This is a genomic window from Okeania sp. SIO2B3, assembly GCF_010672525.1.
Taxonomy (GTDB): Bacteria; Cyanobacteriota; Cyanobacteriia; order Cyanobacteriales; family Microcoleaceae; genus Okeania.
Genome location: NZ_JAAHGH010000109.1, coordinates 1 through 24,680, shown reverse-complemented (window position 1 = coordinate 24,680; position 24,680 = coordinate 1). Strand labels below are relative to the sequence as shown.

12 protein-coding genes and 1 pseudogene are annotated in these 24,680 nt (G+C 34.6%); 6 read left to right on the top strand and 7 right to left on the bottom strand.

Annotation, left to right across the window (positions count from 1 at the left end; genetic code table 11):
• Positions 1-873 precede the first annotated feature (873 nt).
• Positions 874-2,037, top strand: coding sequence for a SpoIIE family protein phosphatase (locus F6K15_RS32410; protein ID WP_293069425.1), 1,164 nt, complete (start codon positions 874-876; stop codon positions 2,035-2,037).
• 1,025 nt (positions 2,038-3,062) lie between these two features.
• The gene (locus F6K15_RS32405) at positions 3,063-3,647 is read left to right on the top strand and encodes a DJ-1/PfpI family protein (RefSeq protein ID WP_293069423.1); all 585 of its coding nucleotides are present in this window, start codon (positions 3,063-3,065) and stop codon (positions 3,645-3,647) included.
• Between the two features lie 462 nt (positions 3,648-4,109).
• Here the strand turns inward: F6K15_RS32405 and rpoD are convergent, their stop codons facing one another.
• From rpoD to F6K15_RS32375, 6 genes are all read right to left on the bottom strand, one after another.
• Entirely contained in the window at positions 4,110-5,282 is a 1,173-nt protein-coding gene (rpoD, locus tag F6K15_RS32400; RefSeq protein WP_293069421.1) for an RNA polymerase sigma factor RpoD, read from the bottom strand.
• Between the two features lie 2,059 nt (positions 5,283-7,341).
• Positions 7,342-8,118 (bottom strand): M23 family metallopeptidase, encoded by a 777-nt coding sequence (locus F6K15_RS32395; RefSeq protein WP_293069419.1) that lies wholly within the window; start codon positions 8,116-8,118, stop codon positions 7,342-7,344.
• Between the two features lie 1,540 nt (positions 8,119-9,658).
• On the bottom strand, positions 9,659-10,045 hold the full coding sequence (locus F6K15_RS32390; RefSeq protein ID WP_293069417.1) for a hypothetical protein: 387 nt from the start codon (positions 10,043-10,045) through the stop codon (positions 9,659-9,661).
• 412 nt (positions 10,046-10,457) lie between these two features.
• Positions 10,458-11,444, bottom strand: a complete 987-nt coding sequence (gene secF, locus F6K15_RS32385; RefSeq protein ID WP_293069416.1) for a protein translocase subunit SecF — start codon at positions 11,442-11,444, stop codon at positions 10,458-10,460.
• A gap of 634 nt (positions 11,445-12,078) precedes the next feature.
• Positions 12,079-13,464 carry a protein translocase subunit SecD gene (secD, locus tag F6K15_RS32380; protein WP_293069414.1) on the bottom strand — a complete coding sequence of 462 codons (1,386 nt, stop codon included), beginning with the start codon at positions 13,462-13,464 and terminating at the stop codon, positions 12,079-12,081.
• A gap of 960 nt (positions 13,465-14,424) precedes the next feature.
• Positions 14,425-15,408, bottom strand: a complete 984-nt coding sequence (locus tag F6K15_RS32375; protein WP_293069413.1) for an alpha-ketoacid dehydrogenase subunit beta — start codon at positions 15,406-15,408, stop codon at positions 14,425-14,427.
• 971 nt (positions 15,409-16,379) lie between these two features.
• On the opposite strand from F6K15_RS32375, the gene dnaA reads away from it, so the two are divergent.
• The 4 genes and pseudogenes from dnaA to F6K15_RS32355 all read left to right on the top strand — a co-directional run bounded on the left by dnaA (position 16,380) and on the right by F6K15_RS32355 (position 24,352).
• Positions 16,380-17,747 (top strand): chromosomal replication initiator protein DnaA, encoded by a 1,368-nt coding sequence (dnaA, locus tag F6K15_RS32370; RefSeq protein ID WP_293069411.1) that lies wholly within the window; start codon positions 16,380-16,382, stop codon positions 17,745-17,747.
• 1,216 nt (positions 17,748-18,963) lie between these two features.
• Positions 18,964-20,151, top strand: coding sequence for a DNA polymerase III subunit beta (dnaN, locus tag F6K15_RS32365; protein ID WP_293069409.1), 1,188 nt, complete (start codon positions 18,964-18,966; stop codon positions 20,149-20,151).
• A gap of 919 nt (positions 20,152-21,070) precedes the next feature.
• Positions 21,071-21,631, top strand: a pseudogene (locus tag F6K15_RS32360) (Uma2 family endonuclease).
• Between the two features lie 606 nt (positions 21,632-22,237).
• Positions 22,238-24,352, top strand: a complete 2,115-nt coding sequence (locus tag F6K15_RS32355; protein ID WP_293069407.1) for a tetratricopeptide repeat protein — start codon at positions 22,238-22,240, stop codon at positions 24,350-24,352.
• A gap of 207 nt (positions 24,353-24,559) precedes the next feature.
• On the opposite strand, the gene F6K15_RS32350 is transcribed toward F6K15_RS32355, so the two are convergent.
• A partial coding sequence (locus tag F6K15_RS32350; RefSeq protein ID WP_293069427.1) for a zinc ribbon domain-containing protein occupies positions 24,560-24,680 on the bottom strand: 121 nt, incomplete at its 5' end.

Below are 24,680 nucleotides of genomic sequence, written 5' to 3'. Positions count from 1 at the left end.
GGTAAATCAAGAAACTCTCTAATATAGCAGGCAACAGGCAACAGGCAACAGGCAACAGTGGGAAAAATATTTCCCTGTCTAAGATTTATTATCCTCATAAGTCCTAACCAACCCATTATTTGCTATAACATCTCCAGTTTAATATTAATTATGTCTGTGAAAATGGGTAATAGATAATTGATAATAAGCTGATAGCTGACCAAAAAATTTGGGTAGTTACGCCTCCTTTTTTAACAGTAAAAAAAAATAAGATTCTGTATTTCAAGCCTCCTTATCGTACAGATACTGATAACTGATTGATATATATAGCAATCCTAAATCATTCGTGATAATTTTATTAAAATAATTGGGTCTAAAACCCCGCCTTTAAGGCGAAATATTTTTGGAGAGTTGCTCAAATACCCTACTTCCCCTCCCCTCCTGGGAGGGGTTAGGGGTGGGTTGGGAGGGGTTAGGGGTGGGTTAACTTTTGACTTCTGACTTCGTTAATGTTTAGGTGTTTCTTCCATACCTGTTCTCTGTTCCCTGTTCCCTTTTCCCTGTTACCGAATAATTAATAATTAATAATTAATAATTAAATAATTCGCGCCTTGAAGCCTCCCCTTTTAAGGGAAAAAAGCGGTTGAGGGATGGCGAGGTCCCCTCGCCATATCCAATCAACCAAGACAGCGGTCGTTTGCGGAGCAGTCCGTTAGGATGGGATGGCGAAGTCTCCTCGCCATATCCAATCGACCAAGAGAAAAGAAAATATTCCTTATATTCAATTCCGTAACGGTTTTAACCAGAGGTAATTATCAATTATCCATTATCAATTAATGAACTATTCCCTATTCCCTATTCCCTGTTCTCACAACTCAAATAAGATTTATATAAATGGAAAATTTTTTAGATATTTACAATTTTAGCCTCAATAAAAAAGGCGAAGAATTATGTGGCGACCAAGTTAAATTCCGCAAAGCCGAAAATAAAACTATTATCGTTTTGTCTGATGGCTTAGGCAGTGGTGTAAAAGCTAATATTCTAGCCACTTTAACCACAGAAATTTTGATTAATATGTTGAATACTGATGATGTTTCTTTAGAAGATGTAATTGAAACAGTCATCGGTACATTACCTATTTGTCAAGTTAGAAAAATTGCCTATGCTACCTTTACCGTAATTCAAATTAACTCCAAAAATAATAGCTTTTTAGTAATTAACTTTGATAACCCTCCCGTTTTATATTTTAAAAAAGGTAAATTAGTTCAGTTAGAAAACAAAACAGAAAAAATATTAGATAAAAAAATTACTTTCTCTGAAGGCAAACTAGAAAAAGGCGATTTTTTAGGAGCTATTAGTGACGGAGTTTTGTACGCAGGTTTAGGAGTTAGTTTAAATTTTGGTTGGGGTTGGGATAATATTGCTAAATATATCGAATCTTTATTTATCAATCATACTCATACTGCTAGAAATATTGTTCAAAATGTAATTAAAAAAACTCATAATCTCTATGGAGGCAAAATTGGTGATGATGCCTCTTTCGTGGGAATTTATGTGCGAAAGAAAAATCCAGTAATGATATTTACAGGCCCGCCCCTAGATGAAAATAGAGATTTTGAATATGTAGAAAAATTATTAGGTTTTCGCGGTCGGAGAGTTGTTTGTGGCGGAACAACTGGAAATATTGTGGCAAGTTTTCTGGGAGAAACTATTGAAATGGATATTACGACAATGACTAAAGAAATGCCACCAATAGGTAAATTGAGTGGAATAGATTTAGTGACTGAAGGAATTTTAACTATTTCCAAATGTACAGAGATTTTGAAAAAGTGTCATTGCGATATTGGCAGGTTGCCTTCTGGAAAAAATGGCGCGGTAATGTTAGCAGAAGAAATATTAGAAGCAGATTCAATTTTATTTTTAGTAGGGCAAAAAATTAATGAATTTTATCAAAATCCTTTATTACCTAAAAATATTTCGATTCGTCGTAATTTAATAGAAGACTTAGTTCAATATTTGCGAGAAAAACAGAAGGAGGTAACTATAGAATATTGTTGAAAATAAGAAGTAATATCAAGTCCGGTAGCATCGGTATTGTTAGGTAAGAGCAAGGAAGAAGGAAGAAAGAAGAGGCAAAAGGGAGAAAGGCTTAAAAGTATGAAAAAAAACTTATACCAATTCTCTAGATATTCACGCTTAGGTTTACACAAACAATAAGTGCTTAAGCAAAATTAATTACCTAATTTTATTCTCTGTAATTTTTACCGAATAATTAATAATTAAATAATTATGGTTTAAAGCCTCCCCTTTTAAGGGGAAAAAAGTGGTCGTTTTGCTGGCGCATAACTACGTTAACGCTACGCGATATGTTTGCGGAGCATTCCGTCAGGAAAAAGCGGAGCTTCCCGAAGGGTGGGATAGCGAGGTCTCCTCGTCATATCCAATTGACCCAGAGAAGAAATAATATTTCCTTATATTTAATCAAGGACGGTTTTAACCAGAGGTAATTATCAATTATCAATTAATTAAAGCATCAGCTTTTTAACTTGAGAGTATGTGTAATTAATTTTGTATGACTACTTACCAACAAATTGTGGGTATGTGCCTCCCCTTTTAAGGGGATAATAAAGAAAAATTTTCATTATTAGTCAATCCTCTTCTTTCAAGGAAAGGTAATTATTCATTATTCATTATTAATTGTTGAACAGCGGACATGATATAATATCAACTATCAGCTATAGTTAAAACTTTTACTTGTAATGTTTTGAAGTTTCTTAGCTGTCCTAATTTTAATGCGTATAAAAATCATTTAGATTTTATATTCCCTTTTACCGAAAAATTGTGGGTATGTGCCTCCCCTTTTAAGGGGATAATAAAAAAAAATTTTCATTATTAGTCAATCCTCTCCTTGAAAAGAAGAGGTAATTATTCATTATTCATTATTAATTGTTGAACTGTTGCCTTTGACAAAAATTAGATATATGGCTTAAATGCTGAACACCTTATTTCACAATTTAACAATTAAGATTCATAATTATAGAAGCTTTAATTAGTAAAATCAATAATCAACTGGAGTTAGAAATATGACAGTAAAAAAAATTCTGATGTTGGTAGGCGACTATGTAGAAGACTATGAAGTAATGGTACCTTTTCAAGCATTACAAATGGTCGGTCATACCGTACACGCTGTTTGCCCTGACAAAACTTCTGGTCAAACTATCAAAACCGCTATTCACGACTTTGAAGGCGACCAGACCTATAGCGAAAAACCAGGTCACAACTTTACTTTAAATGCTACTTTCGATGACATTGACCCTGCTGAGTACGATGCTCTAGTTATTCCTGGTGGTCGCGCTCCAGAATATATTCGTCTCAATGACAAAGTTTTGAAAATATGTCACCACTTTGGCGAGAATCACAAAGCGATCGCTTCTATTTGTCATGGTCTACAAGTGCTAGCTGCTGCTGGTGTTTTAGAAGGGAAACGTTGCACTGCTTATCCAGCTTGTAGTCCTGACGTTTTGAGAGCAGGTGGTAAATATGTAGAAGTAGCTGCAGACCAAGTAGTAGTTGATGATAACTTAATTACAGCTCCTGCATGGCCTGCTCATCCCCAATGGTTAGCAGCATTTTTGCAAGTTTTGGGAACTGATATCAAATCCAATTGAATACTTATTATATAGTTGGGGGTGAGGAGTAGGGGAGTGGGGGAGATTGAAGTAATTATAGAATTATCAACATATCAAGACTTACCCATAACTACCACATACAGCCGTTAACCCCTACAAATGGTCTATACTCAGAAAACTAAGTATAGCACTACAAGGGCGTTGCTGAATTGAAGTATGAATGCGCGATTGTTTGGTTCTAGTAAGCCCCCGCGCATCCCCCAAAATTGGGGGAATTTTAGAGTTTTTCCCCCCAAAGTTGGGGGGTTAGGGGGGCAAAATAATACCCAAAATCAGCAACGCCAGCACTACAAGAATTGGGCGCGGACATTTTTCAACGCATAAGAAGTATAGAGATTAGTAGTTGAATGAATGCAAGTGCGGGCATCTTGCCCGCGATGAGTGTACCTCATAACGCGCGGAAACTGCTATAATAGATAACCAACTAACTTCCCAACTTCTCTAACGGATATATTCCTTGAGGATACTATTACGATTTGGATGTCGTAACTTCCTGAGAGCTTTTGCTTCAATTTGTCGAATTCGCTCGCGAGTCACATTAAATATTTGACCAATCTCTTCCAAAGTTTTCATCCGACCATCATCCAAACCATACCGTAAGCGTAATACATCCCTTTCCCGTGGACTTAAACTATTTAAAACACTTTCCAAATCTTCTCGTAGTAAATTTTTGGATACTTGGTCTTCAGGAGTTTCCCCATCCGACTCAATGAAATCTCCAAGTCGAGAATCTTCTTCTTTACCAATTGGAGTTTCCAGAGATATTGGTAGTTGAGCTGACTTAGCAATAAAACGCAACTTTTCTATAGTCATCTCCATGTGAGTTGCTATTTCCTCTTCTGTAGGTTTGCGACCCATTTCTTGAGAAAGAAGTTTGGTAGTTTTCTTAATCCGGGATATCGTTTCATACAGATGAACTGGTAGACGAATAGTACGAGACTGGTCTGCGATCGCTCTGGTAATAGCTTGACGTATCCACCAAGTTGCATAAGTACTAAACTTATACCCCTTTTCATGGTCAAATTTTTCTGCGGCTCGAATTAATCCCAAACTACCTTCTTGAATCAAATCTTGGAATGACAAACCTCGGTTCATGTACTTTTTGGCGATCGAAACCACTAGACGCAGGTTAGACTGTACCATCTTTTCTTTAGCTCTACGCCCAAGTATCAAGCGACGCTTAAACTTGAGCAACTCCATGTCTACAGCATCTGCCCACTCACTAACTTGTGGTTCCCGGTCTAAATGATACATTAGTTCTTCTCGAATTCGCTCCAATTCCAGTAAATCTGCAATTTTACGCGCTAGTTCGATTTCTTCATCAGCTCTTAATAGCCTAATTCGTCCTATTTCTTGTAGATAAAGGCGAATAGAATCTTCTGTATAATGCTTTTTTTTGCCCGCAGCCGCAGCAGTCTTAGTACGAGACTTAGCAACTTTACCAGACTTCAGGTAGTTCTCATCAGACTGAGCATCTGTATATCCTTCTCTCTCTGTAATTAAGATTTCTAACTCATTATCATCTGGTTGTCTGGCTGGGGTTTGCGGAAACAATTCGCTAGGATCTAGCTCAGGCTGAATTTTGGTTTCGATTACATTGTTAGTCTGGATCATGTCGCGTTCCTCATGCTCCTTAAATTGAAGAATAAATTACTTTACAGAAGTTTTCTGTCTATCTTAAGACAGTATAGCTAGTGACCAAACCTGTATGGTTTATGTTTTTTCTTGGAAATTAGGCAGTTCGCTAAGTAAGCTTTGAATAAATATTTATTGAGGGCTTACTTTATTGATATTGAACTTTTTTTCCTTGTATTGAGACTGTCAGATTCTGGCTAATAGTAGTGCCAATATCATTTTCATTATCCTCACTAAACTACTTTGTAGTTGCTCTTGCGTCTCACAGGCCAATGCTATCTTGGGGACATTCTCAAAAGAATGTTCGTCACTCAAGACGATTCAAGTCTTACTCAGCCTTTCTGGTTCTGACAAACCTTTATCTCCTCAGTGAGAAGAACCCGCATAGTCACCTTTTTTTCCCATAACTTACTTTTGCGTAAGTATATAGATGGTCAAAATTTTTACTAATAGACAAGTATGAACTATTCTGGAACTTTTACCTGTCCGATCTATGTATTTGCGTAATTCCTGTTCCTCATATTTTACTGATAGCTGGAGCTACAGTAAAAGTCTTTTTTTTCGGATTAGAGCCATAACTCTAATTTCTAGTTGCCTGTCTGAATGTTAGTTTAGTTGGGTAGGAATTGACCATACTGAGAGTCTGATCGTAACCTCGCATTGTGTTTGCTATGAGCAATAATTTTTTAAGCTTTAGGCTATCTAAATATGTTAGTAAAATAGACTTAAGCTTTCAGCCTATTAACAATTAAAGGAAACTGGCACAGGCAATCTCAAATTAATGCATCAGCTACCCATTATCAATAGTTACAACTATTTAGACATGAAGGGTGTACCTCATAGCTGTCCCCTTTCCATCCTCACTTTAGAGGTCAGAACTTAGATAAGGGTATTCATTTCTAATCTAACAGATGAAAAATAACACGCTAACCATAAACTTTTTACTCAATCCCAGAAAGGGACTAACTATAGTTATTATTTTTTTCTATATACACCTCCTTTTCTCTTAGCATCTACATCTTGCTATTACATCTCCTATTAATCTTAGGGTTGATTGGTAAGATTTCTAGGTGAAAATTTTTATTAGTTTCATGCTAGCAATAATCCGTACATTAATTACCTCCACTATTTATCATGTTGAGTTTCGAGAAATATTGCTAGTTTTTTCAAACATAGAACTTAATTTTAACTATAGATAAAAATTTTGCCAAACTGCTGACCGCTCATATTTTCAATACTTTTGGTCAGTATTTTTACTCATTCCTATATTATTATAATTAATTTTACTCTATCTGCCATAGTTGAAATTTAATTAGGGAAAAACTGAGCACTCTCCAGTCTAAGAACTTAATTTTATCAAAAGTCACCCTTAATTATCCTCATACTGATGATTTTTTTGTAGTTACGGTCATTACATATCAATCTTTGTTGCTTATTCTTCTGTAATCTAACACAGGTTAATTAATTATTTTAATTTTCATCTTAATTCTCAAACTGTGGTGCCAATCTTAAGATAATACCAAATAATTTCTATATTTGTAATTTGTTAACTGTTTTATTGTAACTTTGGAGGTAACCTGTGAACAAAAAAAATCTCAAGGTAGACTTCATAATCTGAAAAATATCTAATTTAGAGATTTTCCTACTGTGAACAATACTTATCCTTTAAATCAATGACTATATAAACTCCTCCCATACTTGGTATTATAACAGATAATCCTGATCTTTAAGTTATCTCAAACTTTAGAAATTAGGATTAAATATTACGTTAAGAGAAATTAAATTTTTGATGTTAAACAGTTACCATTGAGATTTATGAGAAAAGTTTTGTAAACACAAAGTTAATATTCTGAAAATAGAAAATATGAAATCAATTCAGTGCCAGCGCTGAACATGAGGATAGTTAATATTAACTGTTGATAGATACTCTTAACTACTAAACATAAATAAAATAACAAAGTACAATTTTTGCCAGAAATTGATATTTATTAAGATTTATTAATTTAAGTATGGCTTTCTCATATTTGCGTATTTCTTCTCAATAAGAACCTTTTCTCAAAAATTTGATGTAATTTTCAACAAAAGGGCGAGTAATCTTTCTATTAGTAATTCTTTGCCCATTATGATAGTGAATCTGAGCATGAACATGATAACCAGAAGTTCTTCCTGTAAGTCCTTGAATACCAATTGCTTGTCCTTTCTTAATTCTTGTTCCTGTTCTTGGTGGAGAACCTTGAACTAAATGGCCCATTAACCAATAATAATTAGTTCCATCACACATAAGTTCAACTATCTGACCTGCACCATAGGCAGTTGCAAAACTTCCATTTTTGCCTTGAAATCTAGTTCTACGAATAGTTCCTTGACAGGGCGCTGGAATGGCAATTTTTAATTTACCATTTTGCTCTAGAGTAAAATCGTAAGCTCCAGGAGGACTATCGTCAATAAAATAGGGTGTATGAACTACATAAGGGAGAAAACGATCAGATTTGCCATAGTATGGGGGAAACAATGAACTAATTTTGTGGAAGTTATCTTGTACAAATTCTTGAACAATGTCAATTTTTTTTATAGTTTGCTCGAAAATCTTGACTCCTGTTTTGAGGAAAGGAGCTAGCACTGTTATGTAGATCAAAGATATAAATATCAAAAAAACTAAAAAATTTTTAATACTGCCAGTATGACGATTATCTTTTGCGTGAGAGGCAAGTTGTTTAATTATCAAAAAAAATGGTAATTTAGGGTGTCTTATTGAATTTTTAGATATTTTTTTATGTTTTAATTTTAGCGGAGATTTTTGCGATAAAAATTGCATAATTTAATTTTTATTATTACAATCAATTGGGAATTAAAAGACAGTACAGTTAGATAAAACTCAAGATGCTTCTCAAAAAATTATCTTGATGTATCAAAAACTTATAAAAACTATGTACCAATGGATAGTTTTGAAACATACTATAACCGTAGAACTTAAAGAAGAAGATTAACTTATTTTGGTGTTTTTTTAGTTTGATATAAAATTCTTCATTCTGTATCTGCTAAATTCCAGATATTGAGAGTAAAAAATATAAATTTTTCAAATTTTTTCTATATATATAAGCAATCCTAAATCATTTGTAAAATACTCAACATACATAATAAGTTTGAAACTTTTCCTTCTATCATCTGTTGCCTTTGTTTTCTGGATAAAAATTTGTCAGTCATATAGTAATTTCATTTGAGTTGCTTCAACAAACTGGCAGCTTTTAGGCAAAAGGTAATCATGCTAGAGGCAACAGTTCATTAATTGATAATGGATAATGAATGGATAATTAGGGTTTGCGCTTCACTAGTCTTTATAGTAGGGGCAGGAGACAGGAGACAACCCACCCCTGACCCCTCCCAACCCACCCCTAGCCCCTCCCAGGAGGGGAGGGGAAGATAGGAGACAGGAGGAGCGGTGAATGAGCCAGGAGGTAGGAGTAAGAATTGTCCCAAGATTGTTCTGCCCAAATCTTGACCAAAATCCGCTCCTAATTGAACAATTACCACTTAAAACCTCGCACTTTTTGATACTTAAAAAGGCACTTACCTTTATCTATAAAGACTTTTAGATTTAATCAGCAAGCCCTAATTACCTCTGGTTAAAACCATTCTTGAGAATATAAGGAAATCTGATTTTTTCTCTTGGTCTCATGGATATGCTTAGGTAACCTATTCATCCCACCCTACGGGAAAGCTGCGAAGATCGACCGCTTTTTTCTCCTTAAAAGGAGAGGCTTTAAACCTAGATTCGATTAATTATCAATTATCCATTATCCATTATCCATTGGTAAGAAGGTTGGCCAGACTTTTTACTGTTAGTAAATAACCAACTCTTGTTTGACATCTATGTTTGAAAACCCTATAGTAGTTTTCATTTAGTTAAATAGGATACAGATGCTAAGGTGCAAAGGTAGCTATACTTAAATTGACTTAGTTAATTATATAAAAAATTCAGTTAACCCTGTTACCTTCTTTCCTCATCCTCCAAGTTAAATAATCAGCGTTTACTTTTAGTTTTTAGTGTTTTAAAATCAAAAAATGTAGTAATGCTACTACTAACTGACACCTATTTCATGTAAAGCTCCACAGAATTAGGTGTTAGGCATTGGATATTATACCAATTCGAGCTGAAATTATACAGAACTATTAAATTGATTAACTTGTATATCTCGATCTATAATTAACTCTGATTAAAATATCATTCTATGCAACTTCTTATAAATTTGGTCTAAGGAAATAGCAAAAAATTAATTATCCAATTCTTGGACACCCCCTATTCCCTACTCCCTACAAAAAAGAGATAGATTTTTATTTAAAGTCCCTAATAGGAATTAATTTGAGTTATCTCTAATTACCCACCTCCACAAAATATTAGTAGGTCCTTGAGCACTAATCTCACATACTTGTTCTTCTAAACGCTTTTGTTCTTCAGGAGATAAACCCCAAAGAATATGTTTACTTTGCCAAACTAAAACAGCAGTTGTCATACCAATGCACAAACCCAAACCAAGTGTAGGTAACCTATGATAAATCAAAGCGTAACGTACAGCAATCCAAGTAAAATGCTCTACCCACAAAGAAATTTCTCTGCGTAAACTCCAGATACTTAGAGCACCAATACTCATCCAAAGCAACCCAACTATCAGCCATCTAACATAGATGATTAGTCTGTAAAGTCTTTCGACTCGTACTTTTAATACTGGATCATCTTTGTTCATTTTGAAGAAGAAATAAGCAAGAGCAAATACTTTTATGATATACCAATTTAATCAAAGACTATGACAAAACTTTTTAGAAGAAATAGGGAAAAATGAAGTATTATAATTTTCAAATTATCATTTTCCTATAGTTATTTTTAAATAGGGCTTGCTGATTAAATCTAAAAGTATTTACAGATAAAAGTTTTAGCCTTTTTGGGGTCGAATTGCAGTGCGCCTGTTTGAGTCTAAAACCATCAAAAAGGAGCGTATTTTAGGCGCATAGTTGGGCAGAAAAATTATTCTTACAATTCTTACTCCTACCTCCTCTAAGTAACCATGTCTCCTGTCTCCCCCTCCTGGGAGGGCGAGGGGCGAGGGGTGGGTTGTCTCCTGTCTCCTACCCTCACCCATAAAACTTTTTCAGCAAACCCTAAACAGTATTTTCTTGGTCTTCTACTAATTGAAAATTTTCTACTACTGGGTTAGGAATAGATTGACCAATACGCTCACGCCACCAAGCTAAAAGTGTACTAGCAATAAAAATACTAGAGTAAGAACCTGCAATAAAACCAATAATTAAAGCTAAGGCAAAATACTTTAAAGTTTCACCACCAAATAGAAGAATACCCACTAACGGTAATAGAGTAGTCACAGTAGTATTAATCGATCTGGTCAAAGTTTGATTTACGGCATCATCAACAATACGATCTATTGACTCTCCTGGATAACGCTTAATTACTTCCCTAACTCGGTCATAAATTACCACTGTATCGTTAACCGAAAATCCAATAATAGTTAGTAGAGCAACCAAAAACAAACTATCTACCTCAACACCAACCACTAAACTAATAATTGAAAAAATGCCCACCGTCACTAATATGTCATGGAATAGAGCAACAAAAGCAAATACTGCATAGTCAAACTGGAATCTAAAAGTTAGATAGACAGTAATAGCAAAAAAAGCAACTAGGAGAGCTGATATCCCAGAAGTAAAAATTTGCCGTCCCAAAGTAGGGCCAACAGTATCAATTTGTGTGGAACTTGGATCGAATTCACCAAACTCTGAACTTAAAGCAGCGATTAATTTAGTTCTATTATCAACATCTAGAGTTTTGGTGCGTATGTCAAGAGCTTGTTTTTCTTCTCCTACAACTTGAATCTTGCTATTACCTAAATCTTGATTGCTCATGATTTCTCTAACAGCAGCAACGTTAATAGCTTCATTACAACTGTTGGGCATATTGCAATCTAGTTCAAGTTGCAGGCGAGTACCACCAACAAAATCTAAACTTGGACGTAAAGGAGCTCCAATATCTGGTTTAGTCCAAGAAATGACCATAGCAATTAAACCACTAATAATGATGGCTCCTGAAATTGTCCACCATAGCGATCGCTTTTCAATAACACTTATTTTCATTTTTTACTGATTTTATAGCGCTGCGCGCTAGGGAATAGGGAACTTTCAACAATTAATAATTAATAATTAATAATTAGGGTTTGCTGAAAAAGTCTTATGGGTGAGGGTAGGAGACAGTAGTCAGGAGACAACCCACCCCTAACCCCTCCCAGGAGGGGAAAAACGGGTAATGAGCGAGTAGGTAGGAGTAAGAATTGCCTCTCTATTTTTCTGCCATAATCATCCCAAAATACTAGCTTTATGCAGCTCTTGCCACCAAAAAACTGGTACTTTTTTCAACTATAAAACGCTAAAACCTTTATATATCAATACTTTTAGGTTTAATCAGCAGAGCAATAATTAATAATCACCTCTCCTTTAAGACGGATAGGATTGACTAATTATAAAAATTTTTCTTTATTATCCCCTTAAAAGGGGAGGCTTTAGACCACAATTTTTCGGTAAAAGAGTTTGAGGATTGAAAAATGTCCCCGCCTAATTCTTGTAGTGCTATATAACTGATTTTATAGAGGTCGGAACTGACCTCGCATCCCGACGTATTGTGACTAAAATAACGTTTACTTGAAAAAAGTGGGCTGGACTAACCATTTAAAGACAAATAAGCGTTTTGGTTAGATTTGTGGTTAGTCCTAATTCAATTTAACTCAGGGCAAAATAATTTTGGTTTGCGGAATTGAGAAAAACCGATCGCCCAAAACATTAGAGTACGACTACAAGTAACAGCAGTAAACATACTAATAGCTACACCAATTCCCAAGGTTAGAGCAAAACCTTTGACCAAACCAGTTCCTAACCAGAATAGTGCTATACAGGCAATCAAGGTTGTGACATTACCATCTAAAATGCTAGAAAAAGCCCTATAAAAACCAGATTCTACAGAACGATATAAAGTTTTACCAGTTCGTAACTCTTCCCTTGTCCGTTCAAAAATCAAAACATTAGCATCAACTGCCATACCAATACTCAGAATAAAACCAGCAATTCCTGGCAATGTTAAAGTAACTCCCAAGATAGCAAAACTAGCAATGGTAAACAGAGAATAAATAACTAAAGCTACATCAGCAATTATCCCAGGAAGTCGATAATAAACGACCATAAATATTAATACCAGAATTAGGCCACCAGCTCCTGCATAAACGCTACGCTGAATACTATCTCGACCTAGAGTCGCCCCAACAGTTCTATTTTCCACAATTTCCACTGAAACAGGCAGTGCTCCACCCCGCAGTTGTACTGCCAATTCATTTGCTTGTTCGGCTGTAAATCTACCTTGAATTACCGCATTACCACCAGTAATTCCTGTTTCTGCAAATTCAACACCGACAGTAGGAGCACTCAAAAGTTGGTCATCTAGGAAAATACCAATACTACGTCCAGTTCCTGCTAAATTTTTGGTAAGTTCCGCAAACTTCTGTCCTCCTTCAGAGGTAAAGCGCAAGGCCACATTCCAGTTATTAGACCCAGGAGCTTCCGGTTCTGCTAAAGCATCTCTCAGGTCTTGGCCTTTGAGCGTGGGTTCTTTGAATAGTCCGGCGATCGCTTGATTTGTTTTTTCTAGAGATTCTAAATTTTTAGCTATAGCCTCTGGGTCTTCGCTATTTTTCAGTAATTCTTGTTCTACTAAACGTTGTCTTTGTAGTTGATATTCAATTGCTAACTGTTGCTCAGTACCCTGTAATTGTTCGCGGAAGTCCAGTTGAGCGGTACCTCCTAAAACTCGTTCTGCTTGAGCTGGGTCATTTACTCCTGGTAGTTGGACAAGAATTTGGTCTTGTCCTAGAGATTGAACTACTGATTCTGATACACCTAGAGCATTGACTCGATTTTCTACAATTTTTAGGACTCCTTCCATTACCCGTTCGTCGATAGTAGGAACTTCCTCGGAGGTTTGTAATTGAATCGTAAGTTGTGACCCACCTCGAAGGTCTAATCCCAGTCGAATCGGAATTTGACTCAATACTGTTACTGATGCTATTACTAGAACTAGAATTAAGGCTATATATGAATTTTGTCTGCGCATAGTTTAACTAACTAAAAACCAGTATTTTATTGAAGATTATTAAAAAAAAGAGTTAGGAGAAAGCGCGCCTACTCCTTACTTCCTATTTTCTGGATATGTCTAATATTAATGGTATATTTTGTTATCATCTCCTCATTCACTCATATCTCCACTCCTCATTTTCCCACACAAGGATATAGAGCAAAACTTTTCAGATTTGTATAAACTAAACTTTAATATAGATCAATTATTTTTTACCTATAATTTTTGATACTGATAAATCAAATTTTCCATAAATTTATCTTAGCTTGAAATAGATATTAATTATATATTTTTTCATTTTCATTCATTACATAATAGAGAATTAAGCAATCTTGAAGCATGGCAAGAAAACAAAAATAAAAACTGAGTACTGAGTGCTTTTCGTGCTAATTACTATCTTTAATACAGAAAAGATGTTATATCAAATCTCATTAAATTAGACCAGGGTAAAAATGATATTCTCAAGAGAATTGAGAATCTATCAAATTCCTCTCTACTCTATACATATGTTGCATACAACGTTCCTACTACTCCCAATTCGTTCCCTAATAAATGTTATTTGTGGGTATTTGAAAGAGACAATATATTGTGCCAATTACCACACATTAATGTTTAATTTAAGTAGCACTTCAATTATTAAGTAATTAGCACAAGTAAAATCACATTTTTGATAATTACCGCCCTAGGAGCGCATTAATTATTCTTATGTTTACTTCTCTCCCACTCACCCACTCCCATACTCAATAAAATGTAGAAAAGTTTTTGATAAATGGTGTTAGATACAGACGCTCCTAGAAGAACGTCTATATCCACAACAAACAATTGATAACTAATTAAAGGCAGGACTATAACTGAGATTGGCAGCAATTTCACCTCAAAGAAGTTAATAGTTAATTTAAGTCAAAAAAGTTAATCAGCTTTCTTGCTTATTCCTTCAACTTAAACTTGCATAGCTACCATTTTCTGTACTGCTTCAACAATCTGCTCTGGTTGTACAATTGTCAATCTTTCTAGCGTACCATTATAAGGTGTCGGAATATCTTGTGAAGATAAACGTAGAACTGGTGCATCTAGTTCATCAAATAATCTCTCATTAATTGAGGCAATTAACTCAGCACCAATACCACCTGTTTTCATACACTCTTCCACAATAATTACCCGGTGAGTTTTCCGTACAGAAGCACCAATAGTTTCAAAATCTAGAGGTTTGAGGGATATTAAATCTATTACCTCTGGGTCATAACCCTGTTTTTCCAAACTTTTTACTGCTTGGATGACGTGGTGACGCATTCGAGAGTAGGTCAAAATAGTTACATCTTTTCCTGTCCGTACCACTTCCGCTTTGTCTATAGGTAACAAATATTCCTCTTCTGGCAAGTCTTCCTTCAAATTGTAAAGGAGGACGTGCTCAAAAAATAAGACCGGATTATCATCACGAATAGCTGCTTTGAGTAAACCTTTAGCATTGTAAGGGGTTGAACAGGCCACTATTTTCAGACCAGGAACAGCTTGAAAGTATGCTTCTAATCTTTGGGAATGCTCCGCACCTAACTGGCGACCTACACCACCAGGGCCACGAATAACTAATGGTATTTTGAAATTACCACCAGAGGTATAGCGCAACATTCCAGCATTATTGGAAATTTGGTTGAAGGCTAATAGTAAAAAGCCCATATTCATGCCTTCAATAATGGGTCTTAACCCAGTCAAAGCTGAACCTATGGCCATTCCGGTGAAGCTATTTTCTGCAATGGGAGTATCAAGGACACGCAGTTCCCCATATTTTGCATAAAGGTCTTTAGTAACTTTGTACGAGCCTCCATATTGACCCACATCTTCACCAAGAACATATACAGTCTGGTCACGAGCCATTTCTTCATCTATGGCTGCACGGAGAGCATTAAATAATAAAGTTTGTGCCATCTAAGGGTTTGATTATATGAATTTGAGCTAACAGTTCCCACACTAATCTCACAATCAGAAATGGGCTTCTCAATGACTCGACCTAATTGGTTCGGACATAGAGCTTTGTTTATAATTCTGCTCTAGCAAGTAAGCCCACTTTCAGTGTCGGATTTTTAAGTTAGTTAGATGCTAATATTAACCTTTTACTGGCTTCCCTGAGCAGCTTTACTACTAACTTTTACCTTACTTCAGTTTATGGAGCGTTTTCTTAACATCAAAAGTTATTTTTGTCAATATGTAATTAAATTACATATTAGATTAGTCACAATAAGGCACGATCAGCAATATTGCTGACTAAATTTATCTAGAAGATATTTCAACAATGAATAATGAATAATGAATAATGAATAATTACCTCTCCTTGAAAGAAGAGGATTGACAAACAGATGAAAATTTTTCTTTATTATCCCCTTAAAAGGGGAGGCTTTAAACCACAATTTTTCGGTAAAAATTTTCACTTGATATTTTGAATAATATTCTTATTCATTAAGGAATATCTCTTAAATAAACCAGAAATTTATAGTTTAAGCCTGGGAAACCTCTTGAACATAATTAATTTTATCCAGTTTTAATTTGTTCTTATTCCTCATTTCATTAACTAATTTATTTGATCATCCTTAGTCCCAAATTTCTATTTACTATTTACTAATTTATCGCCCCTACGCTTGCTTGTAGGTAATAGGTTTTAGGTTTAGCAGACACCGCAGTTAAAAATTGGGCGATAAAACCCACAATTCACGTACATTGTTTACAAGTTTGTTAGGGTTAATTAGAAGGTGCTAGGTTTTAGTAGCACGGAAAGTTTTTTTCACAACCTATGACTTATACTATTTTTCTCAATTGAACCATGAACATATAATCTACTACCTCAAACCTGCTTCAAATATTTAATTTATTTTCATTTGTATTAATATAAAAAGAGGTTAGCAGTGGAAATTTATCTTGATAATTTGTGGAACCAAGTTTTAGAAAGATTGCAATTACAATTAAGCCGACCTACTTTTGAAACATGGATTAAAACAGCCAGTGCCCAACAACTAGAAAATAACTGTTTGGTAATTTGTACTCCTAACCCTTTTGCTCGAAATTGGTTACAGAAATACTATATAAAAACTATTGCTGATGTTGTACATGATATTCTCGGTTATCCTGTAGAAATTTACCTAACTACGACAGTCGGAGAAAGTGTGGGTAAAGATAATTCAGAATCTATATGGTCGGAAAATAAAGTTGCTGATCTTTCAGAAAGTTTATCTAATCAAAAGCCTAAACCAGCAAATCTAAATCCGAAATATATGTTTTCTAGGTTTGTGGTTGGTCCGAATAATCGTATGGCTCATGCAGCTTCTTTAGCAGTAGCTGAGTCTCCTGGACGAGAGTTTAATCCTTTGTTTCTATGTGGTGGAGTAGGTTTAGGAAAGACTCATTTGATGCAAGCTATTGGTCATTATCGTTTGGAGATTTTGCCTGAATCTCAAATTTTTTATGTTTCTACGGAAAAGTTTACTAATGATTTAATTGTCGCTATTCGTAAAGATAGCCTCCAAAGTTTTAGAGAACATTATCGAACAGCCGATGTTTTGTTGGTAGATGATATTCAATTTATTGAGGGGAAAGAATATACTCAAGAAGAGTTTTTTCATACTTTTAATACTTTGCATGAAGCTGGCAAACAAGTAGTATTAGCTTCTGATAGACCTCCTAATCAAATTCCTAGTTTACAAGAACGTCTTTGCTCTCGGTTTTCTATGGGATTAATTGCTGATATTCAAGCTCCTGATCTGGAAACTAGGATGGCAATTTTACTGAAAAAGTCTGAGTATGAAAATATGGTTTTGCCTAGGGATGTAATAGAGTATATTGCTTCTAGATATACTTCAAATATTCGGGAGTTGGAAGGTGCTTTGACTAGGGTTGTTACTTATATTTCTATTTCAGGTTTGCCGATGACTGTGGAGAATGTCGCACCTATTTTAAATCCACAAAATGAAAAATTAGAGGCATCTCCAGAAGCAGTTATTAAGGCTGTTTCAGAAGTTTTTCATGTGTCTATAGAGGATTTAAAAGGAAGTTCTAGAAAACGAGAAATTAGTTTGGCAAGACAAGTGGGAATGTTTTTGATGCGACAACATACTGATCTAAGTCTGCCAAAAATTGGGGAGGTTTTTGGTGGAAAAGATCATACAACTGTTATATATAGTTGCGATAAAATTGCCCAGCTACAAAATAATGACTTAAACTTAGGCCAAACTCTCAGACAGTTGAGCGATCGGATTAATTTTTCTAGTCGTCGTTAGTCAAAATTCAAAATTCAAAAGTAATATCTGACTGAGTTTGAGCATTTATAAATGTCCTAACCTATTCGCGTAATGCTATAACTAGGGCTTACGGATTAAATATCAAAGCATTAATAGATATTGGTTTGAACAATTTTAGGTACTGAAAAGGTAGCAGCTTTTCGGTTGATGGAGGGGAAAAAGTAAGGATTTTGGGGTAATGATGAGAGAAAAACTAAGGGGCAATGATCAATGACTACCTCTTCTACAACTCCCCTAAATCCTAACTCTTAACTACTGCCTCCAGCATAGCTGCCTACTGCCTACCCTTACCACTCATACTTATTCAGCAAACCCTAACTATGAAATTTAAACTTTCGACTTGTGGAAAACTTGTGGAAAACTTGTGGAAAAATATATAATACCAATTAAAAAAAAGAATGCTACAAAAAGGTAGATATTGATCGGATATGCTTAAAAATAGCTGCTACAGTTAATTTGAGATAGTTATCTCTATCTTTTTTCACTTTTTTTCAATATTTACCCCTTCTTCCTTCTTCCCTCTTTCTTCTTTCGTACGGACGCCCTTATGCAACGTCCCTACCATTTGTAACAAACATTTATCACGCTTGGTATAATCTGGACTATAATTGGATCAAAATAACTATAGCACTACGTAAATATTTTAGGAAATTCCTCTATTCCCTGTTCCTAGATCCAGTGTTCCCTTACAACTAAAATTTATTGTTCTAACCAAAAGAGGTAATGCTATAAACTGAAACCGAAAGAGATAGCATCACCCCAAAAATACAAGCTAATCCAAAATTTTCTTTCAAGCCAACATTGATTTTTTCCACAGGTTTTCCACAAGCTATTTATTTCTGAAAGCATTGATGTGGTTAAGAGTTTTTTAGAGTTTTCCACATTTTCCACAGATATTAATTTAATATTTTATTACTGATTTTTTTCATCCAATGTTAGATATCTAGTGCAGGATGGCGGAAATAACTGACCAGTTAAAAAATCCTAAAACAATTACAAATCAAAAATGATTGACTTTTGACTTTTGACTGTCAGATATGCGTCTTACATTCTGAGGAAACCTCGCCAATTAGCACTCGCTTTTAACTTCCACGTAGTGGTACTAGATTCCTCAAGTTAAGAATGTTAGGATTTCAGTTTGAGGTTAATTTTCTCAAAAAAGCCTCTAGTTCCTTATATAACTAGCTAAACTCTAATGAAATTAACTTGTACTCAAAGTGACTTAAATAGTAATCTTTCTCTGGTTAGTCGTGCAGTTCCTTCTCGCCCTACCCACCCAGTATTAGCAAATGTTTTATTAATAGCAGATGTAGAAAATCAATGCTTAGAATTAACAGGGTTTGATTTAAGTTTAGGTATTCGTTCAAATTTTCCGGCGGTTGTAGAAACAGGTGGGAGTTTTACTTTACCTGCCAAATTATTTAATGATATTGTCTCTAGATTACCAGACGGTAATATTACTATTGATGATGATGAAGGGGAAGCGTTGGCGGAGCCTAGCGGTAGCTATATCGCTACTCTTACTTCTACTTCTGGACGTTATGAGGTCCGAGGTATGGGAGGGGAGGAATATCCAGAGTTACCAAAGGTGGAAGAGGGGGAGGTTATACATTTACCACCGGAAGCTTTAATTAATGGTTTAAAGGGAACTCTGTTTGCCACAAGTCCTGATGAAACAAAACAAGTGTTAACAGGGGTACATTTAAAAGTACAAAAAGATGGTTTGGAATTTGCAGCAACTGATGGTCATAGATTAGCAATTGTTAAGACTGAAAGTGTGGCATTAGAGGGTGAGTCAGAAGTAGAAGAAATTGAAGAAATTGAAGAGTTTGAAGTAACAATTCCTGCAAAAGCTTTACGAGAAATTGAACGAATGATTGGAATGCGTCAATCATCTGAAGCTGTTGCCTTGAAGTTTGATGAAGGTCAGGTAATTTTTGAACTAGGAGAACAATGTTTAACGAGTCGAAAATTGGAGGGTCAATATCCAGCTTACGGACAATTGTTACCTGATAAGTTTACTAATCAAATTAATGTGAATAGGAAAGAATTTTTAGGAGCGGTGGAAAGAATTGCTGTTTTAGCTGACCAGAAAAATAATATTTTGAAGTGTTCTATTGATAGTGTTAATCAGGAGATTTCTTTATCTGTAGATGCTCAAGATGTGGGTAGTGGTAGAGAGTCTATGGCAGCACAAATTTCTTCTGATGAACCGGAAGAAATTGCTTTTAATGTTAAGTATTTGATAGAGGGATTAAAGGCTATTCCTTCAGCGTCGGAAATTTCTATTCAGTTAAATACTGCTACAAGTCCGGTGGTTTTAAATCCATTGGGTGGGGTGAAAATGACTTATTTAATTATGCCTGTTCAGTTGAGAAATTAGTGGCTTCAGGTGATTTTAAAATCGTAAGTTTATCGTGGCAGATTGGATGATTTTATATGTCTAAATTTGCCCGATTTTTTTAACCCAAATTCCGCACGAAAAAATGTAGCATAATACCAATTTGATAAATGTTTGCTACAAATAGCTAGGGTATTTATTAGAATCCAGAATCCAGAATTCATAATCCAGAATTCGTATGGGGATAGATTTAATACCATTTTTGATGTTGTAAATTATCTTTTTCGTCAAATAGACTTTATTTGAAAGTTTATTTATGATTCTTATTATTCGTGACATTCTTTTTTCAAAATGGTATAAAAGGTGAGTAATCAGTAGTCAGTAGTCAGTAGTCAGTAGGGAATGATGCTGACTAATTGTCTGGCGTGTTTTAAGTATTTATATTTAATATTTTCCTGAAAATTTGACTTCTGAGAAAGCTCAATGAAGATAATTTTTACAGTATGAATACTGATCGAGATACCATTTTTATACTACTTTTGATATTATGAATTGACGTGCGGAACGTGGGTTTTAAGGGAGTATCTGCTAAAATATATTATTTATAACTCAATATACTCAAAAAGAAACCGGGTTTATATCCCTAATTAGGGTTTGTTGAATAAAGTCTTTTTGCTCTTTGCAGGAGACAGGAGATAGGAGAAATGGAAATTTAGAGGAGGTAGGAGTTAAGAATTGTCTCTCAATTTTTCTGCCATAATCATCCCAAAATACTAGATTTTTGAGCTTTTTCCACTAAAAAAATGGTACTTTTTTTCAACTCTAAAACGCTAAAATCAATATCAGTCAATACTTTTAGAATTAATCAGTAATTCCTAATTATTTATCATCAATAAATTTTCTGGATAGACCCAGTTTATGGGTAATTTCTAATATTTATCAACATCATTAAAAGGTAATTATGTCTGTAAAATTAAAACGGCGACTATTTACTGTTAAAGAATGCGATCTAATGGTTGAAGCAGGTATTCTTAAAAACGATGACAGAGTAGAATTAATAGCAGGAGAAATTATTCAAATGGCACCTATGGGTTCGCGTCATGCTTCTTGTTTAAGACGTTTAGATAGGATTTTTAATAAACTATTGTACAGTAAATTCATAGTTGACACTCAAATTCTCATCCAGTTAAATTATGAGAGTGAACCTGAACCAGATTTAATTTTATTACAATTGCGTGATGATTTTTATGAAGAAAGACATCCACAACCAAAGGATATATTTTTATTGGTAGAAGTCGCAGATTCAACTATTAAATATGACCGATAAATCAAGATACCTTTGTATGCTGAAAATGGAATTTATGAGGTGTGGCTGATAGATATTAATCAACAATTAGTAGAAGTTTATTGGCAAGCAAAAGGGAATAGTTATCGGGATGTGCAGCAATTTTTTCGAGGAGATATTTTAACTATTGAAGCTTTTGATGATATTAATTTAACTGTCGAGCAAATTTTGGGATAAGGTTTTGTAGAATGTACCCTAAATATTTAGGATAAGGGGTGCGTTGATGAAATTTAACGCACCTTACCAGACTTCTCTAACTTAAAAAAACCCTAATTAACTTGTCAAAAAATATAGCCAAGAAAGAATTGGTTAGAAAATCGACTAATGATAAATATTAGACTAGAAAATGTTTTTCTAAATAGGGCTTGCTGATTAAACATAAACGTTTTTAAAGATCAAGGTTTTAGCCTTTTTTTCTAGTGAAAAAATACCTGGTTTTCAGCTTCTGAAGCACCATAACTTGAGAGGTGAGTAGGGAAATTTTTCTACTATTACGTATAGAGGAATCATTGATTCATTTTCTGAAGCACCATAACTTGAGAGATGAATATGGGATTTCTCTACTATTGCGTATAGAGGAATCATTGATTCATTGCCTTAAGCACCATAACGTGAGAGGTGAATAGGGAAATTTTTCTACTATTACGTATAGAGCAATAATAGTTTCATTTTATGAAGCACTATAACGTGGGAGATGAAAATGAAGCAAGCGATCGCTCACAATAAAACTAACAAATTAATCAGTATATTCGTGGCATAATCCGTGTGAGTATCTCAAAAGCGATGAACCAAAAAATAGACTGGGATGAGAACTTATTAAAAGACCCAGAAACAGAATATAAAGCTATAGTTAGGTCTCTCAAAAGAACGCTTGGTTTTAGATTATTGTTTGTAGAATGTTCTCCCGCAGAAGGAACAAAATTAATTCATAAAATTAAGGAAGATATTCCTCAGAAAAAAATCGAAGTTTTGCGGTTAAATGAACCAACAAATAATTTATATAATCTGGTTGCTGCTTTGCCAAATAGACAGGATATTAATATTTTATTTGTGACTGGTCTGGAAAATTATCTGTATGAATATGAGTTGAATAAACTAACAAAAGGTTGGAGTAGTTATGAGAGATATAGTTACAGTGAAAAGGGTGTACCTCCGATTTTAAGTCACCTGAATCAACATCGAGAAAAATTCAGGGATGACTTTAATATTTGCTTTGTTTTTATCCTGCCTGTTTATGCTTTAAAATATTTTATTCATCGTTGCCCAGACTTTTTTGATTGGCGTTCTAATACTTTTGAATTTAAGTCTGACCCGGAGTTAGTAGCTCAAGAATCATCTCGAATTATTGAAGAAGGAAATTATCAGAAATATCAGAGTTTCAGCTCTGAAGAAAGAAGACAAAAATTTTTGGATATTCAAAATTTAATTGAAGATGAAAATAATGGTAATGAAGAGAAAGGAAAGTTATTGGTTGAACAGGGATTAATATTAGAATCAGAAAGTAAATATGAAGAGGCGATAGCTGCTTTTGAAAAAGTTTTAGAGATTAAACCAGGTTATCAGCATGCTTGGTTCGTCAAAGGTATTATACTGTATAATTTAAAAAGATATGAACAGTCAATTGCTGCTTTTGAAAAAGCGATAAAAATTAAGCCAGAAAATTACATAAATTGGTATTTTAAAGGCATTAATCTGGTATTTTTAGAAAAATATGAACAGTCAATTTTTGCTTTTGAAAAAGCTCTAGAAATTCAACCAGAATATGACATGGCTTGGTATCTTAAAGGCATTATTCTGTTTCTTTTAGAAAGATATGAACAGTCAATTGCTGCTTTTGAAAAAGTTCTAGAAATTCAACCAGAATATGACATGGCTTGGTATTTTAAAGGTATTACACTGCGTAACTTAGGCAGATATAAACAGGCGATTTCGGCTTTTGAAAAAGCGATAAAAATCAAACTAGACTTCTACGAAGCTTGGAATCATAAAGGCATTGCACTGGAAAATTTAGAAAGATATGAAGAGGCAGTAGCTGCTTACGAAAAAACTTTAGAAATTAAACCATATTTTCACTATGCTTTGAGAAATAAGGGAGATACACTGTTAGATTTAGGAAAATATGAAGAGGCAATTTCTGCTTTTGATAAGGCTCTAGAAATTCAACCAGAATATCACGAAGCTTGGAATGGTAAAGGCATTGCACTGAAAAATTTAGAAAGATATGAAGAGGCGATCACTACTTATGAAAAAGCCATAGAAATTAAACCAGACTATCACTATGCTTGGGACAATAAGGGAGATGTACTGTCAGATTTAGGAAAATATGAAGAGGCGATCGCTGCTTATGAAAAAGCTATAGAAATTAAACCAGATTATCACTATGCTTGGGACAATAAGGGAGATGTACTGTCAGATTTAGGAAAATATGAAGAGGCGATCGCTGCTTATGAAAAAGCTATAGAAATTAAACCAGATTATCACTATGCTTGGAATGGTAAAGGCAATACTTTATTACAGTTAAAACTTTATCAACAAGCAATAGTCACATATAAAAAGTCTCTAGAAATTAAACCAGACTATGAAAGTTCTATTACTAATATTGGCTTAGTTAAATATGAAATGGGAAAAATAGATGAAGCAATAGAAGATTGGCAAGCTGTACTTGAAATTAATAACCAATTTGTAGAATCTAAATTAGCATTAGGAGTTGCCCTCTACAACAAAGGCAAAATTCCTGAAAGTTTAACAATAGCTGAAGCAGCACTAAAATTAGACAAAAGTTGGGGAAACTTGCAGCGTCTGAAAAAAGAACTTTGGGGCGACAAACTATTAGCAGATGCAGCAAAATTATTAGAAAATTATCAGATAAAATCCTTATTATCAGAAAACAAGGAGTAGGGAGTAGAGAAAGATTATTTTTCCGTTCTACTAAACTTACCCAAACTTACCCATGCATGATAACCTCCGGTTAAGCGTAAGCTATCGCATAAGCTTTGGAGCTAGCTTCCTGTTTTGCTGACGCAATGCTGCGCAAACACAGAAGACCACTGACCGCAGTCTGCAACTTATCTTCTCCACAGGCTTAAATTCGCTCTTGTTCTCAAGCTACTGATTCACATAGTTTTTCAGGTTGATAGCAGCATTAAAATCTCTGTCAGCTTCAAAACCACATTCACTACACTCATAAGTTCTCAAGTTTAACGGCATTTTCTGTTGATGTCCACAG

Excerpts from the sequence above, each read along its gene's own strand:
- F6K15_RS32410 (WP_293069425.1), top strand. The coding sequence starts at position 874 with ATGGAAAATTTTTTAGATATTTACAATTTTAGCCTCAATAAAAAAGGC.
- F6K15_RS32405 (WP_293069423.1), top strand. The coding sequence starts at position 3,063 with ATGACAGTAAAAAAAATTCTGATGTTGGTAGGCGACTATGTAGAAGAC.
- rpoD (WP_293069421.1), bottom strand. The coding sequence starts at position 5,282 with ATGATCCAGACTAACAATGTAATCGAAACCAAAATTCAGCCTGAGCTA.
- F6K15_RS32395 (WP_293069419.1), bottom strand. The coding sequence starts at position 8,118 with ATGCAATTTTTATCGCAAAAATCTCCGCTAAAATTAAAACATAAAAAA.
- F6K15_RS32390 (WP_293069417.1), bottom strand. The coding sequence starts at position 10,045 with ATGAACAAAGATGATCCAGTATTAAAAGTACGAGTCGAAAGACTTTAC.
- secF (WP_293069416.1), bottom strand. The coding sequence starts at position 11,444 with ATGAAAATAAGTGTTATTGAAAAGCGATCGCTATGGTGGACAATTTCA.
- secD (WP_293069414.1), bottom strand. The coding sequence starts at position 13,464 with ATGCGCAGACAAAATTCATATATAGCCTTAATTCTAGTTCTAGTAATA.
- F6K15_RS32375 (WP_293069413.1), bottom strand. The coding sequence starts at position 15,408 with ATGGCACAAACTTTATTATTTAATGCTCTCCGTGCAGCCATAGATGAA.
- dnaN (WP_293069409.1), top strand. The coding sequence starts at position 18,964 with ATGAAATTAACTTGTACTCAAAGTGACTTAAATAGTAATCTTTCTCTG.
- F6K15_RS32355 (WP_293069407.1), top strand. The coding sequence starts at position 22,238 with ATGAACCAAAAAATAGACTGGGATGAGAACTTATTAAAAGACCCAGAA.